Origin of the sequence: Rhodopirellula halodulae, assembly GCF_020966775.1 — a bacterium.
Classification (GTDB): domain Bacteria; phylum Planctomycetota; class Planctomycetia; order Pirellulales; family Pirellulaceae; genus Rhodopirellula; species Rhodopirellula halodulae.
In genome coordinates, this window is the sequence record NZ_JAJKFV010000029.1 from 707880 (window position 1) to 724489 (window position 16610).

Sequence of the window (16610 nt, forward strand, 5' to 3'; positions counted from 1 at the left end):
CTTCCGGAAGCAGAAAGTCGATCTGTTTTGTGAAACCGGTTTCGTTTGTAGGTCGGCTGCCTGGATCCACCCATAAGGGGTGGTTTGTGATGCTTGGGCCGTCGGGGATTCCGGCAATTGTGTTAAAAATGAGCGATGGAAGCAGCCGGAGCATTGAGCGATTGTGATTAATGAGCATTCTATAGGCTTTGGTGGCCGCTGACGGTGGCCTGACGTTATTTCTTATCTGCAGGCAGCGATCTCGGGACCGGTCAAGAGTCGGTGCCTTGTGAGTTCGGGTCTGCATTCAGAGTTCAGCTTCGGTCGTCTTGTCGATCAGCTCAAACCTCTCTTGGCGACGCCGTGGCATTGTTTCTGAAAGTCTTTCTCGCTTGATGTTTTGCGGAGCAGTAGCAGTGAAGTTTTTTGACCTTCGTTTGACTCGTGTGGTTGCTTTGGCCGGTGTGGTTGCATTGGTGGGTTGCCAGGGTTCGTCGCAGCCCGAGGCCACCTCGACCGACGAGTTGACTCAGTTCCTCAATGACAACCCGGAATTGAAAGAACCAAAGGAAGACGTGCCTGCATCGGATCCGACCAAAGCAGATTGAGTTTCTGGTGCTTGGCAAATGTTGAGCTGAGACTCCTTCGGTTTGGTTTTCTTCTTACAACGACTTTTCCTTACAAGGACTTTTTCATGACAACTCGAATGAAACACCGCGGGTTCACGCTCGTGGAGCTGTTGGTGGTGATCGCCATCATCGGTGTCTTGGTGGGCTTGCTGTTGCCCGCCGTTCAGGCTGCACGCGAAGCCGCTCGACGGATGAGTTGCAGCAACAACTTTAAACAAATCGGATTGGCAATCCACAACTACCACTCGGCATACAACGCGATGCCGAAGCATGGTTCGGGGACGTTCACGCAGTATCCACCCGACACTGGAATCAATCCTCCCGGTGGAAATCGATGTGACCTGTCAGCACTCGTGGGCATCCTGCCGTTCATTGAACAGCAAGGTTTGTGGGAGGTGATCAGCAATCCGACGGACACTGGATTCCAAGCGATGGGGCCGTGGCCCAACCGCCAATTGGCCGACCATGCTGCGGTTCCCTACGATCCATGGCTAACCAACCTGCCAAGCTTTCGTTGTCCCAGCGATCCCGGAGTCGGTTTGCCGGCCCATGGGCGAACCAACTATGCAGTTTGCTTGGGGGACTCGGGAACGTTGTGTGACGTGGGTGACACCGCGGACAACGGAACCAGTCGTGGTTTGCGTGTCTATCAACAGAGTGCTTGCCGAGGCGCCTTCATCCCTCGGACTCAAACCAAGTTTCGCGCCATCTTAGATGGACTATCCAACACGATCGCGATGGGCGAGATCATCACGGACTTGGGTGACTACGACAAACGTTCGCATGCGGTTGATAGTCCCGTCGAAGTTTGGCGTGAGAACAATGCGTTGTCGTGTCGCCAATACATCGATACCGATCGTCCACAGTTTTGGCGAAACGATGGTAGCACGCCGTTCACCGGAGACGCTGAGCAACGCCGAGGTTTCAAATGGGCGTTGGCTCGACCGTTGTACACCGGGTTTGTCACGGTGCTGGCACCCAACGATGAGCTTTGTTTTCAAGGCAACCAAGAACGGGAAGGTGATGTCACGCCGAGCAGTCGCCACCAGGGTGGAGTCCACGTCTTGATGTGCGACGGTGCGGTGAAGTTCATCACCGATTCTATCGAGGCCGGCAACAGCAACAGTGCCCAAGTTCGACACGGCAGTGGTTTCTTGGCCCCCGGTTCTCAATCGCCGTTTGGGGTTTGGGGTGCCTTGGGAACCCGTGCCGCAAAAGAAGTGATTGACACGGAATTCTGATTCGTCACCAGGTCGTTCTGACCTGATGCAGAAACCCTACGGCTGGCATTCGCGGTGAAATGCAATCACCGCGGTGTCAGCGTTGAGGTTGGGATCGTTGTCCGGCTCGATGCGAAGCCGTTCCCCGACGTCCCAGTAGATCTCTTGGTCCACCACCACGTTCATCTGTTCGAGCAATTCGCGAACGTCTGCGATCGTGGGAAATCGACGGTTGGGTGTGTTGTGCCAATCAAAGTCGAACTCGCCTGGGGCTTTCGGTGATCGTCCGTGTGTGACGTAATGATCGCGAAGTTTTCGGTAGGCGAAGTTTGGGAAGCTGATGATGGCATGACGTCCAACGCGAAGCATCTCGTTGAGAAGCTCCACCACGTTTTGCACGGCTTGTAGCGTGGCGTTGAGAATCACGTAGTCGAATTGGTTGTCGATGAAGGCCGGCAAACCATCGTTCAGGTCGTAGTCGATCACATCAATGCCACGCATGGCGGTCGCCAAGATGTTTCCTTGAGCGACTTCGACGCCCATCAAACGATGTCCCGGTGTCACGTGTCGGTCACGAATGGCGGCGAGCAAGTCGCCGTTGCCGCAACCAAGATCCAGGACGCTCGATCCAGCCGGGATGATGTTCAAAATGGATTCTTCGTCGACGCCAAGCGTGTTCTGCGTGGCGACGGCCGGATGAGTTTCCGTTTCTCGCAAACGCTCGCGAATCAACGGACCGTAAGTCGCGATATCCTTTGCGATCAGGAACGCATCATGTCCGGCGTTGGTCGTGATTTCCGCGTAGGTGACTCGTTTGTCGAGTGCGGTGAGTGCGTTGACGATGTCGCGAGACTGCGCCGGTGGAAACAACCAATCGCTGCTGAAGCTAACAACTAGAAAATCGCAGGTCGCCTCATCAAAGGTTTCCATTAACTTCAGTCGCGTACCGCCCAGATCAAATAGGTCCATGGCCATGGACAGCGTCACGTAGCTGTTGGCATCGAACCGCGTGGTGAACTTTTGGCCTTGGTGAGCCAAGTAAGAACCGATGCTGAAGCGTTGTTCGAACTGCGAAGCGATCTGCCGTGGATCATGTCGATCAGGATCAAACTTGGCCTCCATCGCCTCCACCGATAGGTAGGTGATGTGGCCAAGCATTCGAGCGATGGCCAATCCGGTGTCGGGGCGTTGAGGTTGGTCGTAGTACTGCCCGCCGGCGAAGTGCGGGTCGGTTTGAATCGCGTTACGTGCAATGACATCGAAGCCAAGCGATTGACTGTTCAGTCGCGGCGATGTGGCGATCGCGACGCAGGTGTGTGTGGAATCGGGATAGCGATTGACCCACTGCAAAGCTTGATGGCCACCCAACGATCCGCCCACGATGGCTCGCCATTTGGTGATACCAAGATGATCGGCCAGTCGTTTTTGAACTTCGACAATGTCGCCGATGGTGATCCGAGGGAAACTGGCGCCGTAGGGTTTGGCATCCGTGGACGTGGGGTCCGTGTCGCCGGGACCGGTGCTGCCGCGACAACCGCCCAATACGTTCGGGCAAACCACGAAAAAACGATCGGTGTCGATGGGAAGCCCGGGACCGATCAGTCCATCCCACCATCCCGGTTGATCATCCGGTGCATGGCGAGCGGCGTGCGAGTCACCCGAGACCGCGTGGCAAACCAAAATCGCGTTGGAGGCATCTTGGTCGAGAGTGCCCCAGGTCTCGTAGCAGCAACGGACCTCAGGGAGATTGCCGCCTCGTTCCAAACGAAGCGGTTCGTCGAAGGTCACATACTTTGCGTGTGCCAGGGGCGCATCCGTCCGAACATCATCGGTGCTGGAAAGATCGTGTTGGTTTGGCTCGCCCATAAACTCGTCGTTCTCGAAGCGTGTCAGCAGCGGAGTTCCCGATGGGGCTCGTTTGCGACGGATGTCGTCTCTGGCTTCATGAGAACCTAGTCAAAAGATTGAGGCGAGGCGGTGTGAACCGTTTTCAGTTCACTCGCCCGCCGGATAATACGTCCGGGCGATCGATTGTGCAGTCTGGACGTTCAGTGTCGTTGCCAGGCGGCGTTGTCCGGATTCGTTTTCCGGGTTCGTTGGCCGGTGGACCCAGACAGGCTCTCGCTTGGCCTTGGCCGATCGCGGGTGCTACGCGGTGGCAGCGGCGAGGGCTTGTTTCAGGTCGTCCAGGATGTCGTCGATGTCTTCGATTCCGACCGAGACGCGAATGTATTCTGGGCTGACGCCGGCACGACGTTGTTCGTCTTCGGACAACTGTTGGTGCGTGGTGCTGGCGGGGTGAATGACCAAGGTTTTGGCGTCACCGATGTTGGCCAGGTGCGAGCACAGTTGGCAGGAGTTGATGAACTTCTTGCCAGCTTCCATGCCGCCTTTGATGCCGAAGCCGAGGATGGCGCCTTTGCCCTCCGGCAGATACTTCTCTGCCATTGCGTTGTGAGCGTGTGACTTCAGACCGGGATAGTTGACCCATTCAACCGCTTCGTGACCTTCCAAGAACTCAGCCACCTTCATTGCGTTTTCGCAGTGACGAGGCATGCGGAGGTGCAGTGTTTCCAAACCTTGCAGGAACAGGAACGCGGCAAATGGGCTCATCGCGGCACCGGTGTCTCGCAACCAGTGCGTTCGGATGTGAACGTTGTAGGCGATGTTGCCCATGCCACGCAGGTGCTCTTCGAAAACGGCTCCGTGATACGAAGGGCTGGGGCCGCAGAACTCAGGCCACTTTTCAGGCTGGTCCGCCCACTTGAAGTTGCCGCTGTCGACGATGCATCCACCGATGTGCGTTCCGTGTCCGCCGAGGAACTTGGTCGTGCTGTAAATCACGATGTCGATGCCATGCTCGATCGGACGCAACAAATAAGGCGTCATCACGGTGTTGTCGCAAAGGACGGGGATTGCACCGTGAGGTGCCGAGTGGGCCGCGTCGGCGATGGCTTTGAAGTCCGGCACATCGTTCTTTGGGTTGCCGATGCTCTCCATGTAGACCAGGCGAGTGTTCTCATCGACCAGTTCGTGAATCTTTTCAGGCTCGTTGGGATCGAAGAAGCGAACTTCAATGCCCAGGTTCTTCAGGGTTTGCGTGAAAAGGGTCCATGTTCCGCCATACAGCGAGGTGCTGCTGACGATGTTTTGGCCGCTGTGAGCGATCGCCAAAACGGCTGCGGTGATGGCGGCTTGTCCGGAAGCAAAGCACAGTCCGGTGGCTCCGCCATCCAGAGCCGCGATTCGTTTTTCCAGCACATCAACCGTGGGGTTCATCAAACGGCTGTAGATGTTTCCAAATTCAGCCAAGCCAAACAAATTGGCTGCATGATCCGTGCTGTCGAACTGATAGCTAGTCGTGGCGTAAATCGGCACCGCGCGACTTTTGGTCGTGGGGTCGGCGACTTGTCCAGCGTGAAGTGCACGGGTGGCCAGACGATGATTTTGGGTCGGATCGGCGGACATGCAAAAACTCGATCGGGGATGGTTTGGAAATGAAAGTTGCTGTGGGAAGAACGCAGCAGGCTAACAAATCGAACAGGAATTGTCGCCAGCCAGCTTGATCAGGCGTTCAGCTCCTCGGCGGAGCGTCTCATCGTCGGCGGCGAAGCTGACGCGGAAATGAGAATCCTGGTCGCTGAAGATATTGCCGGGGATAATCAGCACACCGTCCTCGATGGCTCGTTCCACAAAGGCGGAGCCCGTTTCACCTGCGGGAGCCTTGGGGAACAGGTAAAACGCGCCACCGGGGCTGGTCAATTCAAAGTGCGGGGATAACTGCTGCACCATGAAGTCGCGTTTGCGACGGTAATCGTCGATGTGTCCGTCCAAGGAAACCTCCATGGCTCGCAGCGCGCCCCATTGAGCGGGCTGAGGCGAACACACGAAAGAATACTGCTGGATCTTCAGCATCGTGGAGATGATTTCGGGTGGTCCGTGGACGTAGCCGACCCGCCATCCCGTCATCGCGTGCGATTTGCTGAACCCGTCGATCACGATCGTGTCCGGGTTGTGACTGGCCGGCGAAGCAAAATCGCCGTCGTAGTAGAACCAGCTGTAAATCTCGTCCGAGAGCAACGCGACGTTGTGTTTCGCGGCCAAGTCGGCGACGTCTCGCAGGTCGTCTTCGGTCGCGGTGACACCCGTTGGGTTGGCCGGGCTGTTGACCAAAATCATCTTGGTCTTGGGAGTGATGGCCGCTTCGATTTTGGCCGGATCCAGCCGAAAGTCGGGGTAAGAGTTGACCTTCACCGGGACTCCGCCGCACAGACGAACCAGTGCCGGATACATCACAAAATATGGGTCCAGAAAGATGACCTCGTCGCCCGGATTGATCATCGACAACATGGACAGGACCAAGCCGCCCGAAGTGCCACTGCTGATGAACACGTCGCGATCTTGGCCGGGGTACTTGGTCCGCACTTCAGCCAACAATCGTTCGCGAAGGGGAGCGATGCCTTGCGTGGGGGAGTACGCGTTTTTACCGCTGCGAATCGCATCGACCGTCGCGTCTTGGATCACTTCCGGGACATCAAAATCCGGTTGCCCAATCGACAGATTGATCGGATCCTTTAGCTTGGCGGCCAAGTCGAAGACTTTGCGAATTCCGCTGCTGTCAAACGACGTGGTCCGATCGGCGATCCAAGGATGCATGTTGACTCACTGCAAGTAGAAGGAACGTGGTGCAGTTACCCCAGATCGACCGTTGGCGGCGAAATGCGGGGGTGAATTTTACTCGGTGGGTTGCCCAGGATATCATCCGTGCGGGGCTTCGATAGCCGCCGATTCGTATCCAATTTCCTGTCGCGAACCGCTTCGCTGAACAATGATGTTTTCCGATCGCAAAGACGAACGAGTCCATGGGTGAACTTCGGTTGGTCGAACCCGTGGTGCGTTTTTGTGCCGTGATTTCTCGGCATGAGTCGGCTCGCCAGTGGGCCAAGCAGCGTTTGGCGGGCCGCTGGGGCGAACTGGCCGAAACCGGACCCCCCTGCCCTTTCGAGGCTGGCGGTTTTTACGAGCACGAAATGGGCGATGGACTGGTCAAAGAATTGGTGGCGATCACAGCGTTTGCCGACCCGGGTGGTTTGGCGGATTGGAAAACCGAGACGAATCAGTGGGAAGCCGAATTCGCGGAGGAGTTCGACGGGGCCGAATCCAGGCCATTGAATTTGGACCCGGGATACGTCAGCCAGGCTAAGTTGGTGCTGGCGACGATCAAAGACCGAGATCATCGGATTTATTTGCGAGAGGGGATCTTCGCCGAGGTCACGTTGAACTACGTTGGCAAACGCTGGATCCATCACCGGTGGAGCTACCCGGATTACCGCAGCGACGCGGTCGCGAATTTCGCGGCGGATTGCCGGGCCCGCTTACGCGAACATTTGAAGGCCACCGGCGGTTTTCGCGTGGGGAGAAAGTAGCTGGTGCGAAGTCGCTGCTTGGCGTCAGGGCGACCGTCTGGACGAGTTGCCAGTTGATGATGGAGGCGAAAACCCAGGTTTCAACCAAGATCTGCCGCGAAGCCAACGAGCAGCGAAACGAGCAGCGAACAAATCAGCGGAAACCGCGGCGGATCGGCAAACCAAAACGGACGGTCTCGCGTAGCAGCCTGACCGAAGGTTCATTTCGTACTTTTCTCGACACGAGTCGCCAAGCATGATTGCTGGGTCTGCTATTTCACTGATGTCCGATTTCGCCGGTTTTGGATCGGAGATGCTGCCGCTGGCCCAGGTGGGTAAATGGCTGCCCGTGTTCGTGACACCCATTTGGGTTCTGTCGATTGGCCTGTTGCTGGGCGTGGTGGCGACCGCTGTTGTTCACGGAATTCTCAGCATCCTGTCGTTCATTCCCGGGTTGGGAAATTTGGCTGACGATCCAAAACGCGGTGTGACGTTCTCGTTGATCGCGGGGGTGATCTTTTCCGGGATTCTGTGTTTCTTTTACGTGCCCCAAGGCGGTGAAAACGGCCAGTTGCTGTTCCTGCCTCTGGTCACTTTAGGAATGATCCTGGGGTTCGGCCTGATCTACGGCATGTGGCACCGGACTCGGGCGGAATGGTTGTCGATCCTGGGCGAGGGCGTGATTCCCTACATCTTGGGAACACTGGGCTTGTTCGCCGTGATCGGTTTGGGATCCAGCCCCTTTGTCGAAAAGCCAATGGCGATCTTGGAAAGCATCCCGGCGGTGAATTTGGTCGGTGATGGGACTGTGGTGGAAGTCGCGATGATTGAACCATCGGAAGACCCAGACACGCCGCAGTTTTTGCCTGCGGACATCGCATACAACTTTCGCAACGTTGCTGAGTTGCGAATTGAAAGCGACAAAAAAGTCTTTCTGGCCGATTCGGACAAAGCCGAAGCGTTCAGCCGAGCACCCATTGAGCTGAACCCCGGCAGCACCGAAGCGATCACTTACAAATACGAAGATCGGGAGCAACCACCGATTCCCGGTGACCCGTCCAAGTTGCACATCTACAACCAAGAAATTGACACCGCGCGAGTGGTGTTCACGTTCAAGAACTTGCCCCAAGTGCCGCAAGCGTCTTCGATCGTATTCACGGCCGTGGCGTTCTTCTTGACCATGACCGGGTTCATGGCACTACGCCAAGCGGCGCCTCGTGTTTGGGCGTTGGCGTTATCAACGGCAAAGAACGAGATGGCACAGCCGCTTTATCTTTTGCTGCTCGCGATCGGTATCTTTGCCGTGTTGCTGTTTGGAATCTTCCCGTTCAACACTCTCGGCGACGACATTCGCCTGCTGAAGGACAGCGGCGTGACCATGATCATGGTCCTGGGCATGCTGTTGGCGGTATGGAGTGCCGGGACATCGGTCAGTGACGAGATCGATGGACGGACCGCGTTGACGGTGCTCAGTAAACCGGTTAGTCGACGTTCGTTCATCTTAGGGAAATACACCGGCATCATGCTGGCCGTGCTGGTTCTGTTCGTGATCTTGGCTGCGGTGCTGTTGGTGGTTCTTTCTTACAAGCCAATTTACGACGCTCGCGAAACCAGCCAGCAGCAACCGCCGTGGCAAGTGGGCCACGAAGAGATCATCACCACGTTGCCAATCCTCGGTCTGTACTTCATGGAAACGATGGCGATTGGCGGGATCGCGGTGGCTCTGGCGACTCGTTTGCCATTGCTCGCGAACTTCATCACCTGTTTCGCGATTTACGTCGTTGGCAACTTGCTGAGCCCGTTGGTGGCTTCTGCGAGAGAAAACACCGAGCTGGTCGGATTCGTTGGTAAACTGATAGCCGTGGTGGTACCCAATTTGAACTCGTTCAATGTCCAGGCGGCGGTGGACGCTGGAAATGCGATCCCCCTGATCTACCTGGCGGCGGCGTTCAACTATCTTGTGGTGTTTGTCGTCGCTATCTGGATGGTTGCGATGTTGTTGTTCGAGGATCGCGATTTGGCTTGATTGCCGCATCTGTTGCAGGAAAACTCGGTCACGAGAATCCTAGGCCGGTCGTGACGGATCTTCGATCGCAACAAACGCGGTCGGGATGACAAACGAACGGTGGCTTGATTTTCAACGAGGCTCGCAACGGTGAATCGCTTTTCCAGTCTGAAACAACCTCGCCGCGAACCGGAGGCGGCTGGTGCACCGTTGCACTTGGTGTGGGCGGCGATCGCGGGATTGATCATTCCGGTCCTGATCTTGGTCTTCGGCATCATTGCGGTGCTGGTCGATGAAGGGACCGGGCTGAACCAGTCTCCGGTGCGACTCGGCACGCATTTGGCCGTGCCCTTGCCGGCGGCTTTCTTGGCACAAGGCAAAGTGGTTCAGCTGTTCAGCTTGGTCTTTGCTTCGCTATTGATCGCGATGGTGTTCTGCATGGCGGTCTGGCTGCATCGGCGTTCGGCCGATCGACGCGCGCGACGCGTGATCAAGATGTTGCACACTCGAACACTGAAACAGAGTCTGCGTCGGGCAGAGGTCGAAGGTGCCGCGGCGCAACGCGAACGAGCCCGATTGATCATCGGACGACACCTTCCAGAAGTCGGACGCGGGCTTTCGCTTTGGTATCGATCGATCCCACGAAGCGTGTTGATGTTGATTGGCTGCGTGACATTGGCTCTGCTCGTCAATGTTTGGTTGGCAATCCTTGCCGTGATCAGTGGCGTCGCCTTGTGGCGTTTGTATGCCAAACTTCGCAACCCGGATTGGCTCGAGCTGTCACGTTTTGAGATCCCGCAAATTCGTGATCGGTTGATTGGTTTGATTGGCGACGCGCCCATGATGGCTCGTCTGCAAGCTGGCGGTTTGGCCGACCAGGCGTACCAAGCGGAGCTCGAGGCGCTGGACCGCCGTATCGCGGGTGATGACGCGCGGCGCGGTCGACTGTGGCCATTGATGATGATGGCCGGTGGCATCGCGATTGGTGTGATGTTGCTGGGACTGGGATTGAACACCCTGCAAGGCGAACAAGGTTTGAGTTTGCCATCGGCATTGGTTTTGGGGTTGGCTCTGACGGGTGCGGCGCTGGCCGCGGCGCGATTGAGCGAGTTGAATCGGCAGCTTCGACGCAGCAGCAAAGCGTGCGAATCGGTCTACCTGTATTTGCAGCCCAACAGCGAAGTGTCACCGAGTGAGCAACGTGTCGGTTTGGGTGGTTTACGTGATTGCGTGACGATGGAGGATGTTTCGCTACAAGACTCCTCAGGCAAACCGATCTTGAAGGACCTCAGTCTTTCGTTGCGACCAAAATCGCTCGTTGCTTTCCTTGGAACCGAAGATGTTTCGACGCGAGCTTTGCTGGAGCTGTTGATGGGGTTTGGCCGACCTCATCGTGGCAAGGTGCAGATCGACGGGATCTCGCTGCTGGATGTTCATCCTCAGGCGCTGGCTAAGAACGTCATGTGGATTGGTCCTGATGGCCCGCTCTGGGATGGGACTTTGCGAGAGAACCTGATGGCCGGTGTGGACCGAAGTGTCGACAACCGCGATATGGTCGAAACGTTGGAGCGTTTGGGGATCTACGAACGCATCACGCGTCTGCCCGACGGTTTGGAAACGATGATCGAACCTGGGGCTAACTTGGGATCGACGGATGATTCTGATTCCTTGGGAACGGATCTGCGGTACGCGGTGGGGATCGCTCGCGCGATGTTGCATCGCCCGCCCATCGTGCTGGCGAAAGAGCCTCCTGCCCCGACGGAACATGTCAACGAGGACCCGTGTCTGAATGCTTTGCGTGATTTGGCGGATGCCGGTTCGTTGGTGGTCGTGTTGCCACACCGTTTGAAGACGTTACGTTCTTGTGATCGTGTGATGTTGCTCAATGGGCCAAATTTGGTTGGCGAAGGCCGCCACACGGAATTGCTAAACAGCAGTGATTTGTATCGCCACCTGAACTATCTGTTGTTCAATCCCTACCGACACCGAAGCCCATCCTGAGAGAGGCGTGTGAGCCAAGCCAGCACGGACGAAGAGCAGACCCCAGACGACGTCTTTCGAACCGCTGTGATGGTCGAAGCGGGGCTCGGCGCACTGGCGCTGGTTCTCGGGTATTTTCTCGGCCCCAGTGCGCGTGATTTGGTTCCGCCGCTGAGCGAAGGATCCATGTCGGCGGTCGTGGGTGGCATTGGTTTGGGCATCGTTGCGACGATTCCGTTGCTTCTATTTGTTGCTGTGCTTCGGCGGATCAAGCATCCGGCCATCGAAGAGCTCGACAAGCTAAGCGATCATCCGATGATCGGGCTGATGTTGAAGCTCAACGCGTGGGAGCTGTTCGCAATCAGTCTCTGTGCGGGCGTCGGTGAAGAACTGCTTTTTCGCGGATGGTTGATGCCGTGGTTGGCGGGCGATGCGGTTGTCTTGGCGCCGGATCTGGAAGCCCCTTCGCGATGGTGGGCCTACGGTGGATGGCTGGGTGATCTGCCAAACAGTGTCACCGCCTTTGCTTGGCCAGAAGACACTTTGACGCAGTGGTGGTCTCGTGTTGGTGGCTGGGAATTGACTGCCGCTTGGTTGGTTTCTTCCTTCGCATTTGGAATGTTTCATCCCATTACCAAGCTTTACATCGCGATCACCGCACTGATGGGTCTGTACTTTGGCGTGTTGTTGATCATGACTGGAAACCTTTTAATTCCGATCACGGCACATGCTCTTTACGACGCGGTTCAGCTTTGGGGAGCTGGTCGTTCCGGCAACCACTCCGGTGAGGACGACGAGAAGTCGAGCCAAAGCTGATCCAACGTCGACGCCGTGGTTGAAAGGGTGAGGACACGTCTGGGGTGGCTTGGGGCAAGTCGACCGTGCGTTGATGAAAGGCCCAACGCATCGGCCCCGTTAGCGGTTGCCATCCGAAGAACAGTTTCGGGGGCAATGTCTTGACGATGCCGGAGCAGGTGCTGGACCTCGCCCCAAAGGTTGAGGTCTGGGTTGCTTGCGCGAGAGTCGGTTCCCAAAGCGACCTTCACACCCGCATCGATTAGTTCAGAAACGGGGTGTGGAGCATGTCCAAAAAACGCATGTGTCCGCGGGCAGTAGACCACGCTGCAATGCTCGAATTCCGCCAGCGTCTCGATCTCGTTCGTGCGAAGATCGTTGCCGTGAACGATCAGTGATCGAGGGGCTTGAGCAAGCAACCGGATCAGATCTGAAATGGGATCACGGCTCGGCCAGGGAAAGTGTTGTTCAGGTTGGAGTCCCATCGATTGCAGTGATTCAGCAAACGGTCCCCTGCCGCTTTGCAGCAACTCTCGCTCGGCTGGCGACTCGGCCACATGCATCGCCAGCGGCTGGTTGTGCTCTTGCGCGTGCCGGACACAGCGTTCAATTAACAAGAGAGGTGTCGAATACGGAGCATGCGGGCTGATCCCGGAAAGAGCGTTCGCATGGCTGCTCGCGGCAGTATGCATCTCCGCTTGTGAAACGCGTTCGTTGCCGCGTTCGTCGCTGAGTCCAAGCACCTCCGCGAAAGAGATCGTGTCTGCAAAGAATTCGTGAATGGGAGGAGTCGCGATGTCGGCGATGAGCCCGGTCCCGGAACCGCTGGCTTCCGCGTGTCCCGTTTTCATTCGTGTGAGTCGAGCTTCATTGCTGACGGAGATTCGAGCCGCAACGACCTCCCGGATCCATTTGGCCAACTCCATGCCGGGCTCGCCAATTGGTTTTTCGAGGTCGCTGAATTCGAGGTGGGTATGCGCATTGACCAGACCAGGCAAGACCGCGACATCGCCAAGTTCGTTCAATGGGCCTTCAACGAATGCTTCACGGAATGGTCCGATCCGCTGAATGACGCCGTCGCAAGTAACCATGATTCCATCGCTGATCGGGGGCGATTCGATGGGCAAGATCCAACGGGCGCGATAGGTTTGATGCGTGGCTTGGGACAAGGTAATTGAGATGGATGTAGGCAGAGAACCAAAGAGTCGCGGCAAATGGTCGGAAGAGCCTCGGCAACTCGACGAATCATTTTATGATCGCTCCCCGGCCATCGTTGCACGCGAATTGATCGGCTGCGGATTCGCGAGACGAGTCGATGGTGAATGGTTGGGCGGGTGGATCGTTGAGACCGAAGCCTACCTGTCTCGGCGAGACGCCGCGAGTCATAGTGCTCGCGGGATGACGCCGGGTAACGCATCCATGTTTGGTCCTCCGGGAACGCTCTATGTTTACCCGATTCATGCGAAACACTGTGTCAACTTGGTGACGGAGGGGCACGGGGTGGGATCCGCGGTGTTGATTCGTGCGATCGAGCCGGTTTGGGGCGTGCAACGTTTGATGACAAATCGGCGTCAGACCGATTTCTCTGATCGCACCAAAACTCAGCTCACGACGGGGCCAGGCCGGCTTTGCCAAGCGATGCAGATTGACCGTAGATGCGACGGCAAGTTGCCGCAAAAGGATGCAAATTGGCAGGTCTTTCAAAAAGTTCCCGTCGCAGCCAATCGCATCTCGAAAACAGCCCGAATCGGAGTGTCGCAGTCCGCCGAACGCAAGTTGCGTTTCTTCTTGGACGGAAACCGATTTGTCAGTGGCTTGGCACGGCAACACCGCCGGCCCAGGCGGGATTCCATCGAGGCTGAATTCGGTACACTGCCGTTCCCTTTCGGGTGAACCCGTTCCGGGCATTTTTAAGACCGCACATTCGACTAACCAGCACAGCATGTCCAACCCTTCCGCCACCGAAGAGCACGTCCTCGTCATTCCCGTCACCTTGATTGAATCCATCGGGCAATTGGAAGGCTTTGAGCGAGACGTGGATCGGTTCCTGCAACCAATTCTGGCCAGTGATGAATTGTCTTATCGACCACGCGGGGCCATGGAGTCGGATCCGAGCTTCAAGCAGTTGATTCCCTACGTGGTGATGCAGTGGACGGACCCGGCCGATGGAGCCGTGAAGTGGTTTCAGTACACCCGCGGCGGTGGATCGGGCGAGACTCGCTTGCATGCTAAACGTAGCATTGGTGTGGGTGGACACATCAGCCAAGAAGACGCTGGTGGCGAAGAAGATCCCTACACCATTGGCATGCGTCGTGAATTGGAAGAAGAGGTGACGATTGGATCACCCTATGTCGATCAGCGAGAAGGATTGCTGTACGACCCGAGCAACGAAGTCGGGCGTGTCCATCTCGGTGTCGTGCACCGATTCATCTTGGAACAGCCCCATGTGTCCAGCAACGAAGCCGAACTCGCCGAAGGGCAATTCGTCTCCATCGAAAAGCTTCGCCAAGACAGAGACCAGTTGGAAACTTGGAGCCAACTCACGCTCGATGCATTGTTTCCTGCATGATTCTTTGTGGGACTCGACGCCTTCTTCGGCCTATCGAGTGCCCGGGAGCATTGAGTGATCGCCGCGGGCGAATGATATGAACCATCCGCCACACGACGATTCCTTATTGGAACGTCTCTATTCGCCCTCGTAGCCTTCGGTCATGGCATCGGCTTCAGCGAGAGCTGCTTCGTAGTCGGCCAATGCCTGCGCGTCGGCATCGCTAGCGACGTTGCTCGTTCCTTCCGAGCCACAGCCCGCGAATAGTCCGGCTAACGCGAGGAATGTAAAAGTGATGATCCAGTTTTTCATGTCCAAGTTCTTTCTGTCTTCGTAGGGCAATTGGATGGTGGAAATTGAGATCCGAATGAACCGACGGCAAGTTGTTGGCCAGGGGCGATTCGAGACACATCAAAAAAACGACCTCGATCATGCAGATCGAGGTCGTCAATCTCAAATCAAAGTTTGGCGACTAGAATTCGCCATCGATGACTTCTTTGGCAGCACGCGATCCAAGCGCACCCCACAAACCGTAGGGGCTCTTGGTTCCGGCGGTAGGCGATCCGGCACGATCGGAGACTTGAGGAGCGTTCTTATTGCCCGCCTCAATCGAGTCCGTGATGAACTTCACCGCTCCGTCACCCATCAGCACATGAACGCCACCTTGGTGTCGACTCGATGGTGGTGACACCACATCACGGTGATCAGAACCTTCCGAACAGAGCTGGGAGTTTGGTGCCAAGATGGTTGTCATTTGGGTGTAGGGTGGCATGTAATCGTGCCAGCGATAGCCTCGGCCCCAAACCGTCGATTTCGTGATCGAACTGGTCCAAAACTGTGGTCGCTCTGGATCGATATAGGGCTCAGCATACGAGGGATCTAAACGACACTGATTTTTCTCGTTTGGTGCGGCGTGAGCACCGGTGTTGGTAGCGACGGTGGTCCGCTTGTCGTTGTCACCGAGGTCCGTTGTGATTTCACCGCACATGATGGTGTTCGATAAACCATCCAACGTGTCTCGGAACTTCATCTGACGACCGGTGACAAACATGCCGCGATGAGAGGCACTCGAAGCGTTGGCATGCGCCGTGTCTGAAATGTAAGGCAAGCGGCCGCCCTCGCTGACCTCATCCACGTCGAGATAAGAATCCCGTGAATAGACAGCGGAGTCACCGTGGCAAGCCGCGTAGTTCGTTCGCCCGAGCGAGGGCAGGCCTTTGCCCGGATCACTTGGGCAACGCAGCGTTGCCAACTCGGTTGCCCATGGTGGGTATTGGACGCGGTCAGGGTGAGGTCCCATGGACTGCCAAGATGGACTGCGGACACTGCCGTCCGAGTTCACTGCCAGCGGATTGGAGATTTGTTCCCAGAGTCCTTGTTGCTCCAAGAAAGGAGTGATGCCCACCAAGAACGAAAGCCGCATATTCGACGAAATGTCGCCGTTCGGATTGGTGTCCCAGGGATCTCGACCTCCGACTGCGTACGTGCCGCTTCCTTGTACGGGAAGGTTGTTGTAGGCGGAGTGGTAGTTGTGAACGGCTAGGCCAATTTGCTTGAAATTGTTGCTGCAGCTCATGCGGCGAGCTGCTTCCCGCGCCGCTTGCACCGCCGGCAACAGCAGCCCCACCAATACACCAATGATGGCAATGACCACCAAAAGTTCCACCAATGTAAATCCTTGGTGGCGTTCGAAACGTTTGTTCATGTAGTCCTCTGCGAAAATCTGTTTTCCGATAAATGGCACATGCAGCGATTGATACAGGTAAAAGACACTTGGCTAGGAAGCACGCACGTCAGCCTGGCGGTCAGTTTGGGCATCATCGGATAACGAGGAATCGCCGAACTTCCTGCGACATTGAAGGTGCGTTCGCGACCGCTACTGCAAACTCAATGGATTAACACCTGCTCAGATTGAAGGTGTCGGCCGATTTCGGAAAAACAGAATTTTTGGTCCTTTCTGGGCTCGCGTTTTCCCGGGTGGGTCTGGGTGCAACGTCGATTGGGGGTGTGAAGGCATTGGGCCAGACGTGAAAAGCATCAGCCTTTCCG

14 protein-coding genes are annotated in these 16610 nt (G+C 56.5%); 8 read left to right on the plus strand and 6 right to left on the minus strand.

Going from position 1 to position 16610, the window contains the following annotated elements; genetic code table 11:
- The first annotated feature begins 395 nt into the window (after nucleotides 1-395).
- Together LOC70_RS15550 and LOC70_RS15555 are read left to right on the plus strand one after the other, a co-directional pair.
- Entirely contained in the window at nucleotides 396-587 is a 192-nt protein-coding gene (locus tag LOC70_RS15550; RefSeq protein ID WP_230254926.1) for a hypothetical protein, read from the plus strand.
- A gap of 86 nt (nucleotides 588-673) precedes the next feature.
- Entirely contained in the window at nucleotides 674-1849 is a 1176-nt protein-coding gene (locus tag LOC70_RS15555) for a DUF1559 domain-containing protein (RefSeq protein WP_230254927.1), read from the plus strand.
- 36 nt (nucleotides 1850-1885) lie between these two features.
- Here LOC70_RS15555 and metX read toward each other — a convergent pair whose 3' ends face one another.
- The 3 genes from metX to LOC70_RS15570 all read right to left on the minus strand — a co-directional run bounded on the left by metX (nucleotide 1886) and on the right by LOC70_RS15570 (nucleotide 6484).
- Nucleotides 1886-3694, minus strand: a complete 1809-nt coding sequence (gene metX / locus LOC70_RS15560; RefSeq protein WP_230254928.1) for a homoserine O-acetyltransferase MetX — start codon at nucleotides 3692-3694, stop codon at nucleotides 1886-1888.
- Nucleotides 3695-3976: 282 nt separating this feature from the next.
- Complete coding sequence (locus tag LOC70_RS15565; RefSeq protein ID WP_230254929.1) at nucleotides 3977-5296, minus strand: O-acetylhomoserine aminocarboxypropyltransferase/cysteine synthase family protein; 1320 nt, start codon at nucleotides 5294-5296, stop codon at nucleotides 3977-3979.
- Nucleotides 5297-5356: 60 nt separating this feature from the next.
- A complete protein-coding gene (locus LOC70_RS15570) occupies nucleotides 5357-6484 on the minus strand; it encodes a pyridoxal phosphate-dependent aminotransferase (RefSeq protein ID WP_230254930.1) in 1128 nt (375 codons plus the stop codon).
- Nucleotides 6485-6690: 206 nt separating this feature from the next.
- On the opposite strand from LOC70_RS15570, the gene LOC70_RS15575 reads away from it, so the two are divergent.
- The 4 genes from LOC70_RS15575 to LOC70_RS15590 all read left to right on the plus strand — a co-directional run bounded on the left by LOC70_RS15575 (nucleotide 6691) and on the right by LOC70_RS15590 (nucleotide 12034).
- Complete coding sequence (locus LOC70_RS15575) at nucleotides 6691-7254, plus strand: DUF4416 family protein (protein ID WP_230254931.1); 564 nt, start codon at nucleotides 6691-6693, stop codon at nucleotides 7252-7254.
- Between the two features lie 235 nt (nucleotides 7255-7489).
- Nucleotides 7490-9259, plus strand: coding sequence for an ABC transporter permease (locus tag LOC70_RS15580; RefSeq protein WP_306796904.1), 1770 nt, complete (start codon nucleotides 7490-7492; stop codon nucleotides 9257-9259).
- 129 nt (nucleotides 9260-9388) lie between these two features.
- Nucleotides 9389-11239, plus strand: a complete 1851-nt coding sequence (locus LOC70_RS15585) for an ATP-binding cassette domain-containing protein (protein ID WP_230254933.1) — start codon at nucleotides 9389-9391, stop codon at nucleotides 11237-11239.
- Between the two features lie 9 nt (nucleotides 11240-11248).
- Nucleotides 11249-12034: a CPBP family intramembrane glutamic endopeptidase gene (locus LOC70_RS15590; protein ID WP_230254934.1), complete on the plus strand. Its 786-nt coding sequence runs from the start codon at nucleotides 11249-11251 to the stop codon at nucleotides 12032-12034.
- Here LOC70_RS15590 and LOC70_RS15595 read toward each other — a convergent pair.
- A complete protein-coding gene (locus LOC70_RS15595) occupies nucleotides 11965-13182 on the minus strand; it encodes an amidohydrolase family protein (RefSeq protein WP_230254935.1) in 1218 nt (405 codons plus the stop codon). The two genes, LOC70_RS15590 and LOC70_RS15595, sit on opposite strands and share 70 nt — an antisense overlap.
- Before the next feature lie 10 nt (nucleotides 13183-13192).
- Between LOC70_RS15595 and LOC70_RS15600 the strand changes: the two genes are divergently transcribed.
- Together LOC70_RS15600 and LOC70_RS15605 are read left to right on the plus strand one after the other, a co-directional pair.
- Nucleotides 13193-13906, plus strand: a complete 714-nt coding sequence (locus LOC70_RS15600; RefSeq protein WP_230254936.1) for a DNA-3-methyladenine glycosylase — start codon at nucleotides 13193-13195, stop codon at nucleotides 13904-13906.
- Nucleotides 13907-13955: 49 nt separating this feature from the next.
- Nucleotides 13956-14582, plus strand: a complete 627-nt coding sequence (locus LOC70_RS15605; protein WP_230254937.1) for a phosphoesterase — start codon at nucleotides 13956-13958, stop codon at nucleotides 14580-14582.
- A gap of 117 nt (nucleotides 14583-14699) precedes the next feature.
- Here LOC70_RS15605 and LOC70_RS15610 read toward each other — a convergent pair whose 3' ends face one another.
- Both LOC70_RS15610 and LOC70_RS15615 read right to left on the minus strand, forming a co-directional pair.
- Nucleotides 14700-14873 carry a hypothetical protein gene (locus tag LOC70_RS15610; protein WP_230254938.1) on the minus strand — a complete coding sequence of 58 codons (174 nt, stop codon included), beginning with the start codon at nucleotides 14871-14873 and terminating at the stop codon, nucleotides 14700-14702.
- Between the two features lie 160 nt (nucleotides 14874-15033).
- Nucleotides 15034-16266, minus strand: coding sequence for a DUF1559 domain-containing protein (locus tag LOC70_RS15615; RefSeq protein WP_230254939.1), 1233 nt, complete (start codon nucleotides 16264-16266; stop codon nucleotides 15034-15036).
- Nucleotides 16267-16610: the final 344 nt, after the last annotated feature.